At 26.7% G+C, this 19029-nt stretch carries 20 protein-coding genes; 17 read left to right on the top strand and 3 right to left on the bottom strand.

Going from position 1 to position 19029, the window contains the following annotated elements; all coding sequences use genetic code 11:
• Positions 1 to 5 precede the first annotated feature (5 nt).
• From AWT63_RS00915 to AWT63_RS00905, 3 genes are read left to right on the top strand one after another with little or no spacing between them, the layout of a single operon-like run.
• Positions 6 to 935, top strand: coding sequence for a transketolase family protein (locus tag AWT63_RS00915; RefSeq protein ID WP_068267740.1), 930 nt, complete (start codon positions 6 to 8; stop codon positions 933 to 935).
• Between the two features lie 17 nt (positions 936 to 952).
• Positions 953 to 1939: a cell division protein FtsX gene (locus AWT63_RS00910; RefSeq protein WP_068267738.1), complete on the top strand. Its 987-nt coding sequence runs from the start codon at positions 953 to 955 to the stop codon at positions 1937 to 1939.
• The gene (locus AWT63_RS00905) at positions 1920 to 3155 is read left to right on the top strand and encodes a murein hydrolase activator EnvC family protein (protein WP_068267736.1); all 1236 of its coding nucleotides are present in this window, start codon (positions 1920 to 1922) and stop codon (positions 3153 to 3155) included. The genes AWT63_RS00910 and AWT63_RS00905 overlap by 20 nt, the downstream gene beginning before the upstream one ends.
• Positions 3156 to 3186: 31 nt before the next feature.
• On the opposite strand, the gene AWT63_RS00900 is transcribed toward AWT63_RS00905, so the two are convergent.
• A complete protein-coding gene (locus AWT63_RS00900; RefSeq protein WP_068267735.1) occupies positions 3187 to 3756 on the bottom strand; it encodes a LemA family protein in 570 nt (189 codons plus the stop codon).
• A gap of 134 nt (positions 3757 to 3890) precedes the next feature.
• On the opposite strand from AWT63_RS00900, the gene lepA reads away from it, so the two are divergent.
• The 14 genes from lepA to secA all read left to right on the top strand — a co-directional run bounded on the left by lepA (position 3891) and on the right by secA (position 16515).
• Entirely contained in the window at positions 3891 to 5690 is a 1800-nt protein-coding gene (gene lepA / locus AWT63_RS00895; RefSeq protein WP_068267733.1) for a translation elongation factor 4, read from the top strand.
• A gap of 13 nt (positions 5691 to 5703) precedes the next feature.
• Complete coding sequence (locus AWT63_RS00890) at positions 5704 to 6321, top strand: 3'-5' exonuclease (protein ID WP_231723205.1); 618 nt, start codon at positions 5704 to 5706, stop codon at positions 6319 to 6321.
• Between the two features lie 2 nt (positions 6322 to 6323).
• Positions 6324 to 6929 carry a trimeric intracellular cation channel family protein gene (locus tag AWT63_RS00885; RefSeq protein ID WP_068267731.1) on the top strand — a complete coding sequence of 202 codons (606 nt, stop codon included), beginning with the start codon at positions 6324 to 6326 and terminating at the stop codon, positions 6927 to 6929.
• A gap of 133 nt (positions 6930 to 7062) precedes the next feature.
• Positions 7063 to 7509 carry a DUF2147 domain-containing protein gene (locus AWT63_RS00880; RefSeq protein WP_068267729.1) on the top strand — a complete coding sequence of 149 codons (447 nt, stop codon included), beginning with the start codon at positions 7063 to 7065 and terminating at the stop codon, positions 7507 to 7509.
• Positions 7510 to 7619: 110 nt separating this feature from the next.
• A complete protein-coding gene (locus tag AWT63_RS00875) occupies positions 7620 to 8063 on the top strand; it encodes a DUF2147 domain-containing protein (RefSeq protein ID WP_068267727.1) in 444 nt (147 codons plus the stop codon).
• A gap of 97 nt (positions 8064 to 8160) precedes the next feature.
• On the top strand, positions 8161 to 9240 hold the full coding sequence (prfA, locus tag AWT63_RS00870; protein WP_068267726.1) for a peptide chain release factor 1: 1080 nt from the start codon (positions 8161 to 8163) through the stop codon (positions 9238 to 9240).
• Positions 9241 to 10296, top strand: coding sequence for a peptide chain release factor N(5)-glutamine methyltransferase (gene prmC, locus AWT63_RS00865; RefSeq protein WP_068267724.1), 1056 nt, complete (start codon positions 9241 to 9243; stop codon positions 10294 to 10296).
• Position 10297: 1 nt separating this feature from the next.
• Complete coding sequence (queA, locus tag AWT63_RS00860) at positions 10298 to 11329, top strand: tRNA preQ1(34) S-adenosylmethionine ribosyltransferase-isomerase QueA (RefSeq protein ID WP_068267717.1); 1032 nt, start codon at positions 10298 to 10300, stop codon at positions 11327 to 11329.
• On the top strand, positions 11326 to 11880 hold the full coding sequence (gene rsmD / locus AWT63_RS00855) for a 16S rRNA (guanine(966)-N(2))-methyltransferase RsmD (RefSeq protein ID WP_068267715.1): 555 nt from the start codon (positions 11326 to 11328) through the stop codon (positions 11878 to 11880). Before queA ends, rsmD begins: the two co-directional genes overlap by 4 nt.
• A gap of 2 nt (positions 11881 to 11882) precedes the next feature.
• Positions 11883 to 12098, top strand: a complete 216-nt coding sequence (gene xseB / locus AWT63_RS00850; protein WP_068267713.1) for an exodeoxyribonuclease VII small subunit — start codon at positions 11883 to 11885, stop codon at positions 12096 to 12098.
• 10 nt (positions 12099 to 12108) lie between these two features.
• Positions 12109 to 12936 carry a polyprenyl synthetase family protein gene (locus AWT63_RS00845; protein ID WP_068267712.1) on the top strand — a complete coding sequence of 276 codons (828 nt, stop codon included), beginning with the start codon at positions 12109 to 12111 and terminating at the stop codon, positions 12934 to 12936.
• Positions 12937 to 12940: 4 nt separating this feature from the next.
• Positions 12941 to 13636, top strand: a complete 696-nt coding sequence (gene pgeF / locus AWT63_RS00840) for a peptidoglycan editing factor PgeF (protein WP_156414471.1) — start codon at positions 12941 to 12943, stop codon at positions 13634 to 13636.
• 2 nt (positions 13637 to 13638) lie between these two features.
• On the top strand, positions 13639 to 13923 hold the full coding sequence (locus AWT63_RS00835) for a hypothetical protein (protein ID WP_068267709.1): 285 nt from the start codon (positions 13639 to 13641) through the stop codon (positions 13921 to 13923).
• 48 nt (positions 13924 to 13971) lie between these two features.
• Positions 13972 to 16515 carry a preprotein translocase subunit SecA gene (gene secA, locus AWT63_RS00830; RefSeq protein ID WP_068267707.1) on the top strand — a complete coding sequence of 848 codons (2544 nt, stop codon included), beginning with the start codon at positions 13972 to 13974 and terminating at the stop codon, positions 16513 to 16515.
• A gap of 62 nt (positions 16516 to 16577) precedes the next feature.
• Here the strand turns inward: secA and AWT63_RS00825 are convergent, their stop codons facing one another.
• Positions 16578 to 18161, bottom strand: a complete 1584-nt coding sequence (locus tag AWT63_RS00825) for an ABC-F family ATP-binding cassette domain-containing protein (protein ID WP_068267705.1) — start codon at positions 18159 to 18161, stop codon at positions 16578 to 16580.
• Positions 18161 to 18898 carry an HAD family hydrolase gene (locus tag AWT63_RS00820; protein ID WP_068267703.1) on the bottom strand — a complete coding sequence of 246 codons (738 nt, stop codon included), beginning with the start codon at positions 18896 to 18898 and terminating at the stop codon, positions 18161 to 18163. Before AWT63_RS00820 ends, AWT63_RS00825 begins: the two co-directional genes overlap by 1 nt.
• Positions 18899 to 19029 lie beyond the last annotated feature (131 nt).

Below are 19029 nucleotides of genomic sequence, written 5' to 3'. Positions count from 1 at the left end.
TGAAAATGGAAAAAAAGGCAACAAGACAAGCATTTGGTGATGCGTTAGTTAAACTTGGAAAAGAAAATGAAAATATAGTTGTGTTAGACGCCGATTTAACAAAATCTACAATGACTACATTTTTTCAAAAGGAATTTCCTAAAAGACATTTAAATATGGGAATAGCTGAAGCAAATATGATGACAACAGCAGCTGGTATAGCAACTACAGGTAAAATACCATTTGCATCAACTTTTGCAGTATTTGCAGCAGGGCGTGCATATGATCAAATAAGAAATAGTATTGCATATCCTAATTTAAATGTAAAAATATGTCCAACTCATGCTGGAATATCGCTTGGAGAAGATGGAGGATCTCATCAATCAATAGAGGATATAGCACTTATGAGAGTATTACCAAATATGGTTGTATTATCTCCGGCAGATGCAGTTGAAACAGAAAAAATGATATTTGAAGTAGCAAAATATAAAGGACCTGTATACATTAGACTTGGAAGACTTGTAGTACCTACAATATTTGATGAAAACTATAAATTTGAAATAGGGAAGGCTGTAAAAGTAAAAGATGGAAATGATGTAGCTATAATAGCAACAGGGCTTATGGTATATGAAGCAATGGTTGCAAGTGACATTTTAAAAAATGAACATAATATTAACGCAAGAGTAATAAATATGTCAACAATAAAACCTCTTGATAATGATATGGTGCTTAATGCTTCAAAAGAATGTAGCTTTATTGTAACAGTTGAAGAACATTCAATAATTGGTGGTTTAGGTTCAGCTGTTTCTGAATATTTATCAGAAGTAAATCCTACAAAAGTAATTAGACATGGTGTAAAAGATATATTTGGTCAAAGTGGAGAAGGAAATGAAATGCTTGACAAATATAACTTAAGAGCAAAAGACATAGTTGAAATTGTTTTAAACAATAGATAATCGCACAAGGGGGAATGATGAACAATCATAAATTTAGTGTTAAAAAGCTGCTTGTGGATAAAAGTATTGTATTTTCATCAGTTATAACACTTATAATAATCTTTATATTAACGTATACTTTTTCTTTTGGACTACTTAGTCTTAAAAGTTATAGCACCAAATATGAAGATTCAAATCAAATAATTGCGTATCTTAATGACTTAAGTGAAGAGAATAAAATAGAACTTAATAAAAAAATATTAGAAGTTCCTGGAGTTGCATCAATAAGATATGAATCAAAAGAAGTTGCACTTAAAATAAGTGCAAAGGAGTTAGGAGTAGAATTATCAAACGAAGAAAATCCATTAAATGATGTATTTTATATTTACTTAAAAAATGATGTGAACATTAATAAATTAAAAGATAGTTTAACAAAAATGAGTGAAATAAAAGAAATTGATTTTAGAACTAAAGCAATAGAATCATCAATGGCATTTAATAAGAATATTAGAACACTAACATACAATGTAACAATAGTTTTAGCATTATTTGGTGCTCTTATGATATATAATATAGTTGGATTTTCTGTGAAATCAAGAAGAAGAGTAATACATGCTAATTTACTTAGTAAAGTTGATCCGCAATCATTAAAAATTGCATTTTTTATGGAAAGTGTAATTACAACAATAATTGCAACAGTTTTAAGCTTTGGAATATATATTATTTTAAAGAAGTTTTTAATTGAAAGTATTACTATTTTAATACCTGCTTATACAGCATCAATATTTTTAGTAACTGAAATTGAAATAGCTATAGCAATAGCAGTAATAACAATAATAATTGCATTAATAATAAATTTCTTAATGATGAATAAGTATTATAAAATGTCTTATTATGAAACTGAAAAAGAAAAAATGGATGAATTAATTGAAAGTACTGTTGAAGAAAACATTGAAAATACTGATGAAAATATTGAAGACATTGACTTGGAATTAGGTGTTGAAGATGAAGAGATTAAAGAGTAATTTAATATTTTTAATTTTATTTTCTATATGTACAATAATTTCAACAGCAGACAGTCAAATTGATAAAAATCAAAAAAGAATAAATCAAATAAATAGTCAGGTAGATAAAAATAAAAATAAAATTAACAGTAATAATAAACAAATAAGTAACGCTAAAAGAACAGAAGCGGATATTCAAAAAGAAATAAAGCAATTAAATCAAAAAATTGTTACATTACAAAATGAATATAATATTTTGGAAGCAAAATATGTTGAATTATTGAAAGCTATTGGTAAAAATGAAAGTGAAATTAGAGATAGTATAAGAAAAATTAATAGTAGTAATGAAAAAATACAAATTAATAAATCTGAATATGCTACTAGAATATTAACTTTAGATAAAATAAGAAGAACAACAAGCATACCTAGTGAAAATAGCGTTGATCCTGCTTCAAGAGCAAAAAGAAAACACGATGGTAAAATTATTCTTGAACTTCAACAAAATAAAATCAAACAAATTGAAGAATATAAATCGGGTGTGGAGCAAAATAAAGCTAAGGTTGAAATTATTAAGCAAAAAAATATGAATGAAGCAGAAAAAATAAAGAAAGCTAGAATAGCGTTAGAAAATAAGAAAAAGGAATTAAACTCTGCTAAAAATTCTAAGGATAGAGCAGTTGCAGAACTTAAAAATTTACAAAACAGACTTCAAAAAGAAAATAAAAATATTGAATCTGATAATAAAAAATTAATAAGTGAAAAGAATAGATTAGAAGCTCAAATTAAAGCTATAATTGCAGCGGCACAAAAGAGTGCAAATAGCAACAAATCTGATAATAATTCTACTATAAAGAACATAGTAAAAGGTACTGGACAATTAACTATGCCTATAAATGGTAAAGTTGTTGTAGGATTTAAGCAAGAAAAAATACCAGGACTTAAGAGTAATGGTATTGAAATAAAAGGAACATTAGGTCAAACTGTAAAAGCAGCTGATACCGGAACTGTTATATACTCAGGAAATTTAGGAAATTTAGGTGGAGTTGTAATAATAAATCACGGTGGAATAATTACGGTTTATGGTAATTTATCAGGTATTAAAGTTTCAAAAGGAACTAGTGTAAAAAAAGGTCAAGCTATTGGGACATTAGGAAGAGATTCGACTTCAAAAGACACAGTTTTATACTTTGAAACAAGACAAGGTGTAAATATAGTAAATCCAATGAGTTATTTATAAAAAAAAAATACAGGGAAACCTGTATTTTTTATTAAAATTCAACTTTTACATTTTGTTCTACATCGTTTGTTGGTTCAAATAGTACTGCTTTTCTAAAATTAAATATTGAGAAAAATAGTGAATTAGGGAATTTTTCTACAAAAATATTTAATTCTCTGCAAGTTCCGTTATAATATTTTCTAACTGAAAGTATTTCGTTTTCTACATTTTTTAACTCTTCTTGTAAATTTAAGAATGAAGTATCTGCTTTTAATTCTGGATATGCTTCATGAAGCATCATAATAGATCTTAATGTTTTTGAAAGAACGTTTTCTTGTTGTAATATTTTATCAACGTTTTCAATATTTCCCATATCTATACTTATCATTTGATTTCTGGCATTTATAACTGCTTCAAGTGTAGATTTTTCGTGAGCTGCATATCCTTTAACAGTGTTTACCAAGTTGGGAATTAAATCTAATCTTTTTTGAAGATAAACTTTAACATTACTCCATGCTTCTTTGTTATAATTATCTAAAGTAACATATCTATTTTTTATTGATAATGAAAATAGAAATATAACTGCTAAAATAGATACGATAATAATGAAATAAATATTCATATTTTAATCCTTTCTATTAGTTATTATATAAATTATAGCTAAGTTTTATGCAAAAGTAAATATTAAAATGATAATCCTTTTTATTTTATTTAAAATTATGATATAATCAATTATATAAAATTTAGGAGAAAAAAATGGTAGATAAAAAATTTAAAAGGAATTTTTCTATTATTGCACACATAGATCATGGTAAGTCTACGATAGCAGATAGACTTATTGAAAAGACCGATACAGTATCTGAACGTGAAATGAAAGAACAATTATTAGATAGTATGGAGCTTGAAAGAGAGAAGGGTATAACAATTAAAGCTCAAGCAGTTACTCTTAATTATCATGCAAAAGACGGTAATACATATGAATTAAATCTTATAGATACACCTGGACACGTTGACTTTATATACGAAGTTTCAAGATCACTTGCAGCATGTGATGGAACACTGTTAGTTGTTGATGCAGCACAAGGTATAGAAGCTCAAACACTTGCAAATGTATATTTAGCATTAGAAAATGATTTAGATATTTTACCTGTAGTAAATAAAATTGATTTACCATCAGCTGATCCAACAAAAGTATTACTTGAAATTGAAGATGTAATTGGACTTCCTATAGATGATGCAGTATTAACATCAGCTAAAACAGGACTTGGAATAGATGATTTACTTGAAAAAATAGTAACGCATTTACCTGAGCCAAAAGGTGATGAAAATGCACCACTAAAGGCACTTATTTTTGACTCTCATTACAATGATTTTAGAGGTGTAATTACATATATTAGAATAATAGATGGAAGTATAAAAAAAGGTGATAAAATTAAAATAATGTCAACAGGAAAAGAATTTGAAGTACTTGAAGTTGGTATTTTTGCACCTAAAATGAAAGAAGTTGATGTTTTAAATACAGGTTCAGTAGGATATTTAGTTACCGGTATAAAATCAATAAAAGACACTCAAGTAGGAGATACTGTAACATTAGTTAATAATCCTACAGATAAACCTTTAGAAGGATATAAACCTGCACAAAGTATGGTATTTGCAGGGATATACCCAATATCAACAGATGATTATGAAGATTTAAGAGAAGCATTAGAAAAATTGCAACTTAATGATGCATCATTATCTTATACACCTGAAACTTCATTAGCATTAGGATTTGGATTTAGATGTGGATTTTTAGGTTTATTACACATGGAAATAATAGTTGAAAGACTTAGAAGAGAATTTGAAATTGATTTAATTTCAACAGCACCATCTGTTCAATATTATGTAACTCCTGAAAATGGGACTACACTTATGATTGATAATCCAGCAGAATTTCCTGAAGGTAGAAAATATATTGAAGAACCATATGTAAAAGGAACAGTTATTGTACCTAAAGATTATGTTGGAAATGTAATGGAATTATGTCAAGAAAAAAGAGGTACATTTTTAAATATGAATTACTTAGATGAAACTCGTGTTATGATAGAATATGATTTACCTCTTGCAGAAATTGTTATTGATTTTTATGATAAATTAAAATCAAGAACGAAAGGTTATGCTTCTTTTGAGTATGAACTTATTGGATATAAGGAATCAGATCTTGTAAAAGTAGATATACTTGTTTCAGGAGAGGCTATAGATGCTTTTTCTTTTATAGCACATGTTGATAATGCATATACAAGAGGTAGAGCAATAGCAGAAAGATTAAAAGATGTAATACCTAGACAACAGTTTGAAATACCTATTCAAGCAGCATTAGGTTCAAAAATAATTGCTAGAGAAACAATAAAGGCACTTAGAAAAAATGTTTTAGCCAAATGTTATGGTGGGGATATTACTCGTAAGAAAAAGCTTCTTGAAAAACAAAAAGAAGGTAAAAAGCGTATGAAAGCAATAGGTAATGTTGAAATACCTCAAGAAGCATTTTTAGCAGTACTTAAATTAAATGATGAATAAAAAGGAAATTCAAATGGAAAGAATAAAATTAATATTTTTTGATGTTGAAACAAATGGTCTTAAAGGTTCATCTGTTTTGTCTATATCAGCAATGAAAGTTGAGTACAATGTAGAAAAGAATGAAATGTATAAAACAGGGGAATTTGACAGATTTTATTTTAGAAATTATGGTGAAGAAATAAATTATGGTGCAATTAGCGTAAATGGTCTAACTGATGAAGAGATTGAAATTAGAAGATCAAAATCAAATGTAGATTATGCTAAGACATTTAAAGAAGATGTCCAAAGTTTTGTTGATTTTTGTGATGGTGCAAATCATTTTATAGCACATAATATTAGATTTGACAGAAGTTTTATTCCTTTTATTTTACCTGTACAATTTGATACTATGATTGAAAATATTAGTATGGTAAAAATTCCCAATGAAACATATGGGGGATATAAATGGCCTAAACTTAATGAATGTGCTAAATTTTATAATGTACCACTTGAAGACAGTGAATTACATCAAAGTATGTATGATGTTTTAATAATGGCAAGAGTATTTTATAAAATGACTAAAAATAACTTTACTAAAAATAGAATACTTGAATTTGTAAAAGATAATATTGGCACAAAATTTGAGGGATAACAATGAATGAGTTTATAACAATAGCAAATTTTATAGGTGTAATTGCTTTTGCAGCATCAGGTGCATTTAAAGGATTTAAGTATAAATTAGACATATTGGGAATAATTGTATTAGCTGTTGTGACCGCTGTAGGTGGCGGAATAATAAGAGATACTATTTTAAATAGAATACCTTTTGTTTTATATCGTACACAAGATATTTATGTAGCTATTATAGTGGCAGTTGTCCTTTATTTAGTTACTAAAAAGACTGATATTGAAAATAAGTACAACGCAAAACTTTTGATACTAGATGCTGTAGGTTTATCTGTATTTACTATTATAGGTGCGAGAGTAGCAATAAGTGCAAATATGTCAATAATATCAATTGCTATTATATCAACTATAACAGGTGTTGGAGGTGGAGTATTACGTGACATGTTAAGTAATGAAATTCCAATAGTGTTAAAAGAAGATATCTATGCTATACTGTGCTTTTTTGGTTCAATATTTTATGTTTTTTTTATTAAGATAATTAATAATGAGTTTATATCATCTACTATAATATTTTGTGTAATACTTTCAATTAGAATAATAGTTATAAAATATAAGTTGAATTTACCTAAATAGAGTATATATAGAAAAAATGCAAGAAGAATATCTTGCTTTTTTTTTGAAATTATAGTAAACTTATTTTGGTTTGTTAATGGATATATTAATTAACTAATACAAAAAAAGTATAACAAATAATTTGGGAGGAAAAATGAAAAAAGTACTACTTGGAATAGTTTTAATATTATCAAATATATTATTTGCAGCAAAAGAAGATGCATTTGGAAGATGGGTTACAGAAAAATCATCATCTGGGAATAGAATTGTAGTTGAAATTTATGAAAAAAATTCAAAAATATATGGACGTATTCATAGATTGACAGATAGATTTGATTTAGAAGGTAATTTGAAAAAAGATACAAATAATCCTGATAAAGAAAAACAAAATAGAACTTTAGAAGGGATAGATTTTGTAAGTGATTTTACATATTCAGAAAAAGATAATATGTATTTAGACGGAACAATTTATGATCCTTCAAGTGGGAAAACTTATGCTTGTTATATGCAATTACAAGGAGATGGAACTTTAAAGGTAAGAGGTCATTTAAAAGGGCTAAGTTTCATAGGAAAAACTCAAATATGGAAAAGATTAAAATAAAATTGTAATGTTTTAAGGATTTGGTAATAATATCAGCCTCTTGAACCAATTTTTAACTTGATTTGTTAATCGCTATATTGTATAATAAATTATTAAAAATAGGAGGCATAATGAAAAAAATATTATTACTAATATTTACTATGTTATCATTTACTGTATTTTCAAACATTAGCGATGTTTATGGTAAATGGGTGACTGAAAAAACTAGTGATGGAAATTGGGCAGTTGTAGAATTTTACGAAAGAAATGGAAAAATCTATGGTCGTTTCATTTTTATGACTGACAAGTATGATAGTGATGGAAAATTAAAACGTGATATAAAAAATCCTGATCCTGCAAAAAGAGATAAAACATTACAAGGACTTGAATTTTTAACTGATTTTGTATATGTAGAATCAGAAAATAAATACATTAATGGAACTATATATGATCCTTCAAGTGGAAACTCTTATGGAAGTTATTTACAAGTTCAAAATAATGGGACTCTTAAGCTTAGAGGTTATTTAAAAGGATTTAAATTTTTGGGTAAAACTCAAATTTGGAAAAGATATTAATGAAAATCAGGCATATTGCCTGATTTTTTTATAGAAAATAGCATGATTATATGATACAATAATACGATAAAGTAAAGTAAAAAGGGAGAATTAATAAATGTTCACAAAATTAGATGATGTAGTAAAAAAACATAATGAAATAACAGAACTACTAATGGATCCAAATGTAGCAGCAGATCCTAAAAAGTTGATGGAATATAATAAGGCATTAAATAGCATAAATGATATAGTTGAAAAATATACAGAATATAAGAATAAAAGTAAAGAATTAGAATCTTTAAAAAATGATTTGAAATCTGAAAAAGATCATGAAATGAAAGAAATTATACAAGAAGAAATATCAATATTAGAGCAAGATATACCTGAACTTGAAAATGAATTGAAGATCTTATTATTACCTAAAGATCCTAATGATGAAAAAAATGTTATAGTTGAAATACGTGCGGCAGCAGGTGGTGATGAAGCTGCATTATTTGCTTCTGATATATTTAGAATGTTTGCAAGATATGCTGAAAGATCAAAATGGAAAGTTGAAATACTTGATAAAAATGAAACAGGTGTTGGTGGGATCAAGGAAATAACATTTTTAATAAAAGGTAACGGTGCATTTTCAAGATTAAAATATGAAAGTGGAGTACATAGAGTTCAAAGAGTTCCAGAAACTGAATCATCAGGTAGAATTCATACATCAACAATAACAGTTGCAGTTTTACCTGAAGTTGATGACATAGAACAAGTTAATATTAATCCAAGTGATTTAATAATTGATACATACAGATCATCTGGTGCAGGAGGTCAACACGTAAATACAACAGATTCAGCAGTTCGTATTACGCATAAACCTACAGGTATAGTTGTTACATCACAAGATGGAAGATCGCAAATAAAAAATAAAGAAGCTGCAATGAAAGTATTAGCTTCTAAATTATTTGAAATGGAAGCTGAAGCACAAAGAAAAGAAATAGAATCTCAAAGAAGATCACAAGTAGGAATGGGAGATAGATCTGAAAAGATAAGAACATATAATTTTCCTCAGGGTCGTATTACAGATCATAGAATAAAATTAACATTACATAGATTAGAATCATATTTAGATGGTGATTTAGATGAAATGATAGATGCATTAATTGCATATAATCAAGCGGAATTACTAAAATCAGTAGGGGATAATGAATAAATGTCAACTTTATTAGAACTTTTAAAAAAGGCAACAAATTATTATGAAAAAAAAGGTTATGATAATCCTAGAGTATCAGCAGAAAAGTTATTTGCTAAAGCTTTAAACATGGATAGGATAATGCTTTATGCTTATTTTGATAAAAATATTACTGAAAGTCAAAAGGAACAAATAAGAAAAACTATGGAACTTTCAGATGATTTTGAAGATGAAAAAGATACCTTAAAATCATTATTAGATAGTAGCATTGAGTATTTATTAAAGCATAATATTAATGAAGCGAGAATAATAGCAGAGTTAATTTTTTCAAAAGTTCTTAATATAAGTCATATGACATTATTTATGAAATATAATCATAAAATAAGTAATGATGAAAAATTAAAAATTAAAGAATATATTTTGAAAATAGCCAAAGAAAAAGTACCTTATCAATATTTATTTAATGAGCAAAATTTTTATGGTAGAAATTTTTATATTGATAAAGGTGTATTAATTCCAAGATATGATACTGAAATATTGGTTGAAAAAGTAATAGAACTTGTAAAACCTAATAATACAATATTAGATATAGGCACTGGCTCTGGAATTATAGCACTTACAATTGCTTTAGAAGTTCCTAGTACTAAAGTTTTAGCAGTTGATATATCTGACAAAGCAATAGAAATTTCAAATATAAATAAAGAAAAATTAAATGCATCTAATGTTAAAATTATTAAATCTGATATATTTTCAAATGTGAGTTACAATACATTTGATATTATAGTTTCAAATCCTCCATACATTTCTAATGATGAAATAAAATATGTAAGTACAGATACATTATTACATGAGCCGATGGAAGCACTATTTGCAGAAAATGATGGCTTGTATTTTTATTATGAAATATCAAGACAAGCTAGATATTATTTAAAATCAGGTGGGTATTTGGCATTTGAGATAGGTTTTAAACAAAGTAAGGCAGTTACTGAAATTTTAACTAAATTAGATTATAAAGATATAAAACAATATAAAGATATGAATGGAAAAGACAGAGTAATTATAGCAAGAAAGGGTTAGAATGGATATAAACGAATTTGATTTTAATCTTCCGGAAGAGCTTATAGCTCAACATGCAATAAATCCGAGAGATCATTCAAAATTATTAGCGGTTAATAGATATAATGGTAAAATAGAACATAAGTATTTTTATAACATAATTGATTATTTAAAAAAAGATGATGTAATGGTTATAAATAGAACTAAAGTAATACCTGCAAGACTAATAGGACATAAAGAAAATGGTGTTATTATAGAATGTTTGCTTCTTAAAAGAATGGATTTAAAAACTTGGGAAGTTTTATTAAAACCAGCAAAAAGACTTAAAATAGGACAAAGGGTAATAATAGTTGAAAATAAATTAAGTTTTATAGTCAAAGATATTAAAGAAGATGGAAATAGAGTAGTAGAATTTGAATTTAAAGAAACATTTGAACAAATTTTAGATGAATTGGGAGAAATGCCATTACCACCATATATTCATGAAAAATTAGCTGATAAAAATAGATATCAAACCGTTTATGCTAAAGAAGGAGAATCGGTTGCGGCTCCTACTGCTGGACTTCATTTTACAAATGAATTGCTTGATAAAATAAGAGAAAAAGGTATAAGTATTGTTGAAGTTTATCTTACTGTTGGTTTAGGAACTTTTAGACCTGTTAAATGTGATAAAGTGGAAGAACATATAATGCATAGTGAAGAGTATCAAATACCAGATGAAACAGCTAATATTATAAATCAAGCAAAATTACAAGGTAGAAGGATAGTTGCAGTGGGTACAACTTCAATTAGAGCATTAGAGTCTTCAGTTGATAATAAGGGAAAACTAATAGCTCAAAAAAGCAGTACAGATATATTTATATACGGAGACTATAATTTTAAAATTGTTGATGCTGTAATTACAAATTTTCATTTGCCAAAATCAACTCTTGTTATGTTAATTTCAGCATTTATGGGGAAAAATAATTTATTTAATGCATATTCTAATGCAATTAAAAATAAATATAGATTTTTTAGTTTTGGTGATTCAATGTATATAGGTGATAATGTATGAGAATAACTTCAGGTAAATTAAAAAATAGAGTTATATTGTCAAGAGAAGGTAAAGATACTAGACCAACACTTGAAAGAGTTAAGGAAGCGATATTTAGTATAATATATGATAAAATTGATGATGCTAATTTTCTTGATTTATATTCCGGAACTGGAAATATGAGTTTTGAAGCATTATCAAGAGGAGCATCAAAAGCAATTATGATTGAAAAAGATGTCTCTGCTCTTAAGGTTATTATTGATAATGTAACAAGACTTGGTCTTGAAAAATTGTGTAGAGCATACAAAAATGATGTTTTAAGAGCTATAGAAATCTTAAAAAATAAAAATGAAAAATTTGACATAATTTTTATGGATCCACCTTATAAAGAAAATTTAACTAAACTAACTTTAGAAAAATTACAAAAATTTGATATTTTAAACGATGACGGTATAATTATTTGTGAACATGGAAAATATGAAAAATTTGAAAATGAAGTTTGTGGATTTATAAAATATGATGAAAGAGAATATAATACCAAAATAGTAACTTTTTTTAAAAAGAAGGGGTAAATATGGCAAAAAAAGAAAGTTTTGAAGCAAAACTTACAAAAATAGAAGAAAATATGAAAAAATTGGAATCAAATGAAACAACTTTAGATGAATCAATAGCTATATATGAAAAAACACAAGAATTACTAAGAGAAGTTACAAAAATTTTAGAAGAAGCTAATGGTAAAGTAAAAAGAGTAATTGAAAATGGGAAATCACTTGAAATAGTTGATTTTTAATGTGATTAATATGAAAAAATATATTGAAGATAATTTAAAAAAAGCATTATTATACTATAAGCGAAATACTGATCTATATCATGCGATGTGTTATTCAGTGCTAAATGGAGGCAAAAGAATAAGACCTATGCTTTGCTTACATATGGCTGATATATTTAATGCTTCATATGATAGAGTGATTGATATAGCAATAGCTATTGAATTTATACATTCATATTCATTGGTACATGATGATTTACCCGGAATGGATAATGATACATATAGAAGAGGAGAGCTTACAACTCATGCAAAATATGGTCAAGCACTTGGAATATTAGCGGGAGATGCTCTTTTAACAGAAGCATTTTCTATTATTGCAAGATCAAAATTAAAGCATAAAGTTGAAATAATTGAAAAGCTTACGTATTATGCCGGAGTAAATGGAATGATATATGGTCAGGAATTAGACATTAAGTATGAAAACCATAAAATTAATTTAGATACTTTAAATATTATACATAAAAATAAGACAGGAGCATTATTAAAAGCTTGCATTGAGCTTGTTCTTATGGAACTTGAAATAGAAAATGAACAAAAATTAAAATTTATTGATATGATTAATAATTTAGGTTTAGCATATCAAATACAAGACGATATTATTGATGTTATTGGTAATTTTGAAGATAGCGGAAAAGAAAAAAGTGATGACAGAAATAATAAGTCAACATATGTTAGTATATTAGGCTTAAATAAATCTTTGGATATTTTGGATAACATTTTTGAGAGTATTAAAAATGTTTCAAAAGATTATCCAAATTTAGATAAATTTATTGATACAATTATTAAAAGAAAAGGTTAAGTATATGAAATATATAGAATTTGATATTTTGAAAAATTACGGATATATTGCAATTCAAACAACAAAAAATGCAGGAAATATGAAAAATGTGCAAAATAGAGATAATATATTACTTGAACTTAAATTAAATAATAAAAAAATTGTTAATGCAATCCAGACACATAGCACAAATATTTTATGTGTTGATAATGAAACAGATATTACAAATTTGGAAAATATTGATGGATTTATTACTGATAAAAATGATTTTGTGTTTTTAATGTATTTTGCAGATTGTTTACCTATTTTTTTACTTGATAAAACAAATAATGTTTATGGGCTTATACATAGTGGCTGGCGTGGAAGTAGTAATAAAATATTGTCTAAAGCAATTAATTTAATGAAAGAAAAATATAATTGTAAACCCGAGAATATACTTGTTGTATTTGGTGCTTCAATAAGTAGTCGAAATTATGAAATACAAACGGATACGGTTAATGAATTAGCTAAAAAACTAGATTTTAATAATATGATATTGTATAATAATGAAAAAATATACCTAGATAATAAAAAGCTAAATTATGAATTAGCTATAAGAGAAGGTATAAAAGAAGAAAATATTTATTCAAATAATTACTGTACTTATAAAAATAATTTTTATTCATACAGAAAAGATAAAACTCAAGATCGTAGTGCAGCAATATTTACAAGATGGAGTTAAAAATGAAAAATAAAAAATCTATCTTATTTGTTACATTTATACTGCTATTTTTGGCATATTCAAATAAGAACTATACATTTAATGTAAATAACTACTATGAACTTATATGTATTAATTTTTATGAAGAAAATAAAAAAAGAATATCAATAAAAGAACTAAAATTAAAGTTATTACCATTTTTTTATAAATTCTTAAATTTAGTACATAGTTTTTTGAGTTTACCAAAATATAATTATTTTAATAAAATAAACTATAATTATTTAAATGATTTAAGGTATTTATGGTAAAAATATTTTTAAATAATTACATAACAAAAAAATAAAAAAGGAGCAAAAATGTTTGAAAATATTTTAAATAAATTATTTGGAACAACAGATGAAAAAATAATAAAACAATTAAGAAAAAAAGTGGCAAAAATAAATGCCATAGAGCCTGAATATATAGCAATGTCAAATGAACAGTTGCAAGCTAAAACACAAGAGTTTAAAGAAAGATTAAAAAATGGTGAAACTTTAGATGATATACTTGTTGAAGCGTATGCTACTGTAAGAGAAGCTGCAAAAAGATTATTAAATTTAAGAGCTTATGATGTTCAATTAATAGGTGGTATGATATTACATTCAGGTCAAATTGCAGAGATGAAAACTGGGGAAGGTAAAACATTGATGTCGGCTTTTCCTGTATATCTTAATGCTTTAACTGGAAATGGAGTGCATGTTGTTACAGTAAATGACTATCTTGCAAAAAGAGATAGAGATACTATGGGAGTTATCTATTCATTTTTAGGATTAAGTTCAGGCGTAATAATTGCAAATATGGACAATTCGGTTAGAAAGCAAGCATATAATGCAGATATAACTTATGGAACAAATAATGAATTTGGTTTTGATTATTTAAGAGATAATATGGTTCATGAACCTGATGAAAAGGTTCAAAGAGGACATAATTTTGCAATAGTTGATGAAGTGGATTCAATCTTAATTGATGAAGCTAGAACACCATTAATAATTTCAGGTGCAGCAGAAGAATCAACAGAATGGTATGATACGTTTGCAACAGTTGCTACAAAACTTAAAAGAAGTTATAAAACAGAAGAAATTAAAGATAAGAAAAATACAGTAATACCTGATAGTGATTGGGAAGATTATGAAGTTGATGAGAAAGCACATACAGTAACAATAACAGATAAAGGTATAAAAAATGTAGAAAAAATATTAGGTATTGAAAACTTATATGCACCTGATTATGTTGAATTAACTCACTTCTTATCACAAGCATTAAAAGCAAAAGAATTATTTAAAAGAGATAGAGATTATATAATAAATCAAGCAGGTGAAATAATAATAGTTGATGAATTTACAGGAAGACTTATGGAAGGTCGTAGATACTCAGATGGACTTCATCAAGCTATAGAAGCAAAAGAACATGTTAAAGTTGCAGGAGAAAATCAAACATTAGCGACAATAACTTTACAAAATTATTTTAGAATGTATACAAAATTATCAGGAATGACAGGTACTGCAAAAACAGAAGAAGAGGAGTTTAAACAAATATACAATTTAAAGGTTGTTGTAGTTCCTACAAATAAACCTGTACAAAGAGAAGATTTACCTGATGTAATATATCAAACAACAAGAGCAAAATATAAAGCAGTAGTTAATAAAATAGTTGAGTTATTTGAAAAAGGACAACCTGTTTTAGTTGGGACAGCATCAATAGCTCATTCAGAAGAACTATCAAGACTTTTACACAAAGCAAAAATTCCTCATGAAGTATTAAATGCAAAATATCATGAAAGAGAAGCAGAAATTGTAGCTCAAGCAGGAAGATATAAAACAGTTACAATAGCAACTAATATGGCAGGTCGTGGAACTGATATAAAATTAGGTGGAGATCCAGATTCATTAGCAATAAAAGTAGCTGAAAGAGGTACAGAAGAATATATAGAAGCATTAAACCTTTATGAAAAGGAATGTGCTGAAAATAGAGAGAAAGTTATAAATGCCGGAGGATTATTTATACTTGGTACTGAAAGACATGAAAGTAGAAGAATTGATAACCAATTAAGAGGAAGATCAGGACGTCAAGGAGATCCTGGTAAATCAGAATTTTATTTATCACTTGAAGATGATCTTATGAGACTTTTCGGTGGAGATAAATTGAAAAGAATTATGGCAGTTTTAAAACTTGGTGAAGATGAAGAAATTAGTGCAAAATCTGTAAGTAAATCAGTTGAAGGAGCTCAAAAGAGAATAGAAAGCAGAAACTTTGGAACAAGAAAAAGCTTAATAGAGTTTGATGACGTAAATAATAAACAAAGAGAAATTATTTATAAACAAAGAGATCAAATATTATATAATCAAGATCTAAGAAATGTAATTTTAGATATGTTATATAGTCATATAGCTGATATTATTGAAGATTGTGCCGGTGACAAAGACGTGCTTTCAGAAAAATTACTGGAAGTATATGGTTATGAACCATCATTTAGTTTAGATGAAGAAAAAGATTTATTAAATAAAATATACGATGAACTTGAAGCAATATATAATTCTAAAATTGAATTATTTGGAAATGAATATTTTGAAAAAATTGAAAAATATATAATGTTGGAAGTTCTTGATGCAAAATGGAGAGATAATTTAAAAAATCTTACTGAACTTAGAGAAGGAATAAATCTTCAATCATATGGTCAAAAAAATCCAGTAAACGAGTATAAGATAGCAAGTGCGGACATATATAATGATATGATATCATCTATTCAAAGAGATACAACATCGTTCTTAGTAAAAATAAGACCTAGAGTTGAAGAAGAAAAAGTAGAAGAGCAATCTGGTGATGATGAATTTGTGACAAGAAGACAAAGAAGAAATAAATAGGCTTTTAAATAAATAACCCCTCATTTAGAGGGGTTATATAATTTATTTAGTCTATTTTTTTATTAAATTCCTATATATTCATCATAGCTTATTACTTTTTCAATTGTCTTATCTTTTTGTAAATCAATGATTTTATCTGAAACAGTTTGATTAAATTCATGGTCTTTAGTTGTGAATAAAATAGTACCATTAAATTTAATAAGAGCTTTATTAAGTGATGTAATTGATTCAAGATCAAGGTGATCTGTTGGGTTATCTAAAATTAGAACATTTGCATCAGACAACATCATCTTTGATAACATACATCTAACTTTTTCTCCACCAGATAATACTTTTGCTTCTTTTTTTGCTTCATCTCCCGAAAATAACATTCTACCTAAATATCCTCTAATATATTCTTCATGTTCATCTTTAGAATATTGTCTTAACCAATCAATTAATGACAAGTCTACACCTTCAAAATATTGAGTATTATCTTTAGGAAAGTATGATCTTGAAGTTGTAACACCCCATTCATATGAACCACTGTCAGCAGTTTCTTCTCCTATAAGTATTTTAAATAAAGTAGTTATTGCAAGGTCATTTTCGCTTATAAATACAACTTTTTCACCTGTATTAATGTTAAAACTTACATTATTTAATATTACTTCACCATTAATTGTTTTTGAAATATTTTCAACTTTAAGCATATTATTTCCAGCTTCACGCTCAGGTTTAAAATCTATCCATGGGTATTTTCTATTAGATACTTGCATATCTTCAAGTTGTAGTTTTTCAAGTTGTTTTTTTCTACTTGTTGCTTGTTTTGATTTAGAAGCATTAGCAGAAAATCTTGCAATAAATTCTTGTAATTCTTTTCTTTTTTGTTCAATTTTCTTATTTTGATTTCTTAAAAGTTCTTGCATTAATTGACTTGATTCATACCAGAAATTATAGTTTCCAACGAATATTTTAATTTTACCATAGTCTATATCTGCTATGTGAGTACATACTTTATTTAAAAAGTGTCTATCGTGTGAAACAACAAGTACTGTTGAATTTTCAAGATCCATTAAAAATGATTCCAACCAAGAACTAGCTTTAATGTCAAGTCCGTTTGTAGGCTCATCTAATAAAAGTATATCTGGATTTCCAAATAATGCTTGTGCTAGTAATACTTTTACTTTATCAGCTTCAATTAAATCACTCATTAATTTTTGGTGCATATCTGATGTTATACCAAGACCTACTAAGATTTTTTCGGCATTAGTTTCAGCATCCCAACCGTCAAGTTCTGCAAATTCGCCTTCAAGTTCAGAAGCTAAGATTCCATCTTCTTCAGTAAATTCAGCTTTTGAATAAAGTTCATTTCTTTTTTGCATAACATCATATAAAGCAGTATGACCTTTTATTACAACATCTAAAACTATTTCATTTTCATGTGCGAAGTGATCTTGTTTTAGGAATGATAATCTTTTTCCTTTTTCAATAATTACTTCTCCGGTAGTTGAATCAATTTCACCACTTAATATTTTTAAAAAAGTAGATTTACCAGCTCCATTTGCTCCTATAATACCGTAGCAATTTCCTGGTGTAAATTTTACATTTACATCATCAAATAACTTTCTGCTACCATATTGAACTGATAGATTACTTGTTTGTATCATTAATTTTCCCCCTCGTTATATATTGGTGTATTTGGATTTATATCATATATTACATCTTTTCTTTCAACAATTATTTTTATTTTTTCACATAATTTTTCATTTTGTTTTATCAAAAGAAGTAATCTTTTTGCAGGATTTATAGCATAAGGATGACCTACATTTACAAGCATTGAAAAGTCCCCGCTTGTATCTCCGTAAGAATATGAGTTTTCTAAGTCAATATTGTATTTTTCACAATATTTTTTTATTGCTGTATCTTTGCTTTCGCTATCCCACATTGGAATTTTTTCGCCTGTATATTTTCCATTTTTTACTATATATTGTGTTGCCATAAAATCAGTAATTCCTAGTTTATGTGCCATTTTTTCAACTAAAAAGTCAGGACTTCCAGAGATTATTATAATTTTATGATTCATTTTTTTATGCCATTTAATTCTATTTTTTGTAAATTTGTATACTTTATCACTTTTTAATTCTATAACTCTTTTAGCAATATAGTCTACATCATCAGGAGATATATTTTTTAATGCACTAAGATAGATGTCTGCTAATTCAAGTAAATATTCATCATAATCGCCTTCACGGTTAGCCCATTTTTCAAATTTTTCTTTAAGTGAACTAGTCCAAGCATCTGTACTTATAAATTCGTATTTTATCAATAATTTAAAATGTTCAATTAATAATGAATTTCTAAAAATGGTTCCATCAATATCAAAAAAAACAGCAATATTTTTCATATTAAAAATCCCCCTTTTTTCTACCAATTTTAACATACTAACAGAAAAAAATCAAACTAGACAGCTTTATTTAAATTGAAAAAAAACTATAAATTTATTATAATATACACAATTAGTGTAAGGAGAAATAA

It is taken from the genome of Caviibacter abscessus, from assembly GCF_001517835.1.
Taxonomy (GTDB): domain Bacteria; phylum Fusobacteriota; class Fusobacteriia; order Fusobacteriales; family Leptotrichiaceae; genus Caviibacter; species Caviibacter abscessus.
This window is presented reverse-complemented; position numbering and strand designations above follow the sequence as displayed.

Excerpts from the sequence above, each read along its gene's own strand:
- AWT63_RS00915 (WP_068267740.1), top strand. The coding sequence starts at position 6 with ATGGAAAAAAAGGCAACAAGACAAGCATTTGGTGATGCGTTAGTTAAA.
- AWT63_RS00910 (WP_068267738.1), top strand. The coding sequence starts at position 953 with ATGAACAATCATAAATTTAGTGTTAAAAAGCTGCTTGTGGATAAAAGT.
- AWT63_RS00905 (WP_068267736.1), top strand. The coding sequence starts at position 1,920 with ATGAAGAGATTAAAGAGTAATTTAATATTTTTAATTTTATTTTCTATA.
- AWT63_RS00900 (WP_068267735.1), bottom strand. The coding sequence starts at position 3,756 with ATGAATATTTATTTCATTATTATCGTATCTATTTTAGCAGTTATATTT.
- lepA (WP_068267733.1), top strand. The coding sequence starts at position 3,891 with ATGGTAGATAAAAAATTTAAAAGGAATTTTTCTATTATTGCACACATA.
- AWT63_RS00890 (WP_231723205.1), top strand. The coding sequence starts at position 5,704 with ATGGAAAGAATAAAATTAATATTTTTTGATGTTGAAACAAATGGTCTT.
- AWT63_RS00885 (WP_068267731.1), top strand. The coding sequence starts at position 6,324 with ATGAATGAGTTTATAACAATAGCAAATTTTATAGGTGTAATTGCTTTT.
- AWT63_RS00880 (WP_068267729.1), top strand. The coding sequence starts at position 7,063 with ATGAAAAAAGTACTACTTGGAATAGTTTTAATATTATCAAATATATTA.
- AWT63_RS00875 (WP_068267727.1), top strand. The coding sequence starts at position 7,620 with ATGAAAAAAATATTATTACTAATATTTACTATGTTATCATTTACTGTA.
- prfA (WP_068267726.1), top strand. The coding sequence starts at position 8,161 with ATGTTCACAAAATTAGATGATGTAGTAAAAAAACATAATGAAATAACA.
- prmC (WP_068267724.1), top strand. The coding sequence starts at position 9,241 with ATGTCAACTTTATTAGAACTTTTAAAAAAGGCAACAAATTATTATGAA.
- queA (WP_068267717.1), top strand. The coding sequence starts at position 10,298 with ATGGATATAAACGAATTTGATTTTAATCTTCCGGAAGAGCTTATAGCT.
- rsmD (WP_068267715.1), top strand. The coding sequence starts at position 11,326 with ATGAGAATAACTTCAGGTAAATTAAAAAATAGAGTTATATTGTCAAGA.
- xseB (WP_068267713.1), top strand. The coding sequence starts at position 11,883 with ATGGCAAAAAAAGAAAGTTTTGAAGCAAAACTTACAAAAATAGAAGAA.
- AWT63_RS00845 (WP_068267712.1), top strand. The coding sequence starts at position 12,109 with ATGAAAAAATATATTGAAGATAATTTAAAAAAAGCATTATTATACTAT.
- pgeF (WP_156414471.1), top strand. The coding sequence starts at position 12,941 with ATGAAATATATAGAATTTGATATTTTGAAAAATTACGGATATATTGCA.
- AWT63_RS00835 (WP_068267709.1), top strand. The coding sequence starts at position 13,639 with ATGAAAAATAAAAAATCTATCTTATTTGTTACATTTATACTGCTATTT.
- secA (WP_068267707.1), top strand. The coding sequence starts at position 13,972 with ATGTTTGAAAATATTTTAAATAAATTATTTGGAACAACAGATGAAAAA.
- AWT63_RS00825 (WP_068267705.1), bottom strand. The coding sequence starts at position 18,161 with ATGATACAAACAAGTAATCTATCAGTTCAATATGGTAGCAGAAAGTTA.
- AWT63_RS00820 (WP_068267703.1), bottom strand. The coding sequence starts at position 18,898 with ATGAAAAATATTGCTGTTTTTTTTGATATTGATGGAACCATTTTTAGA.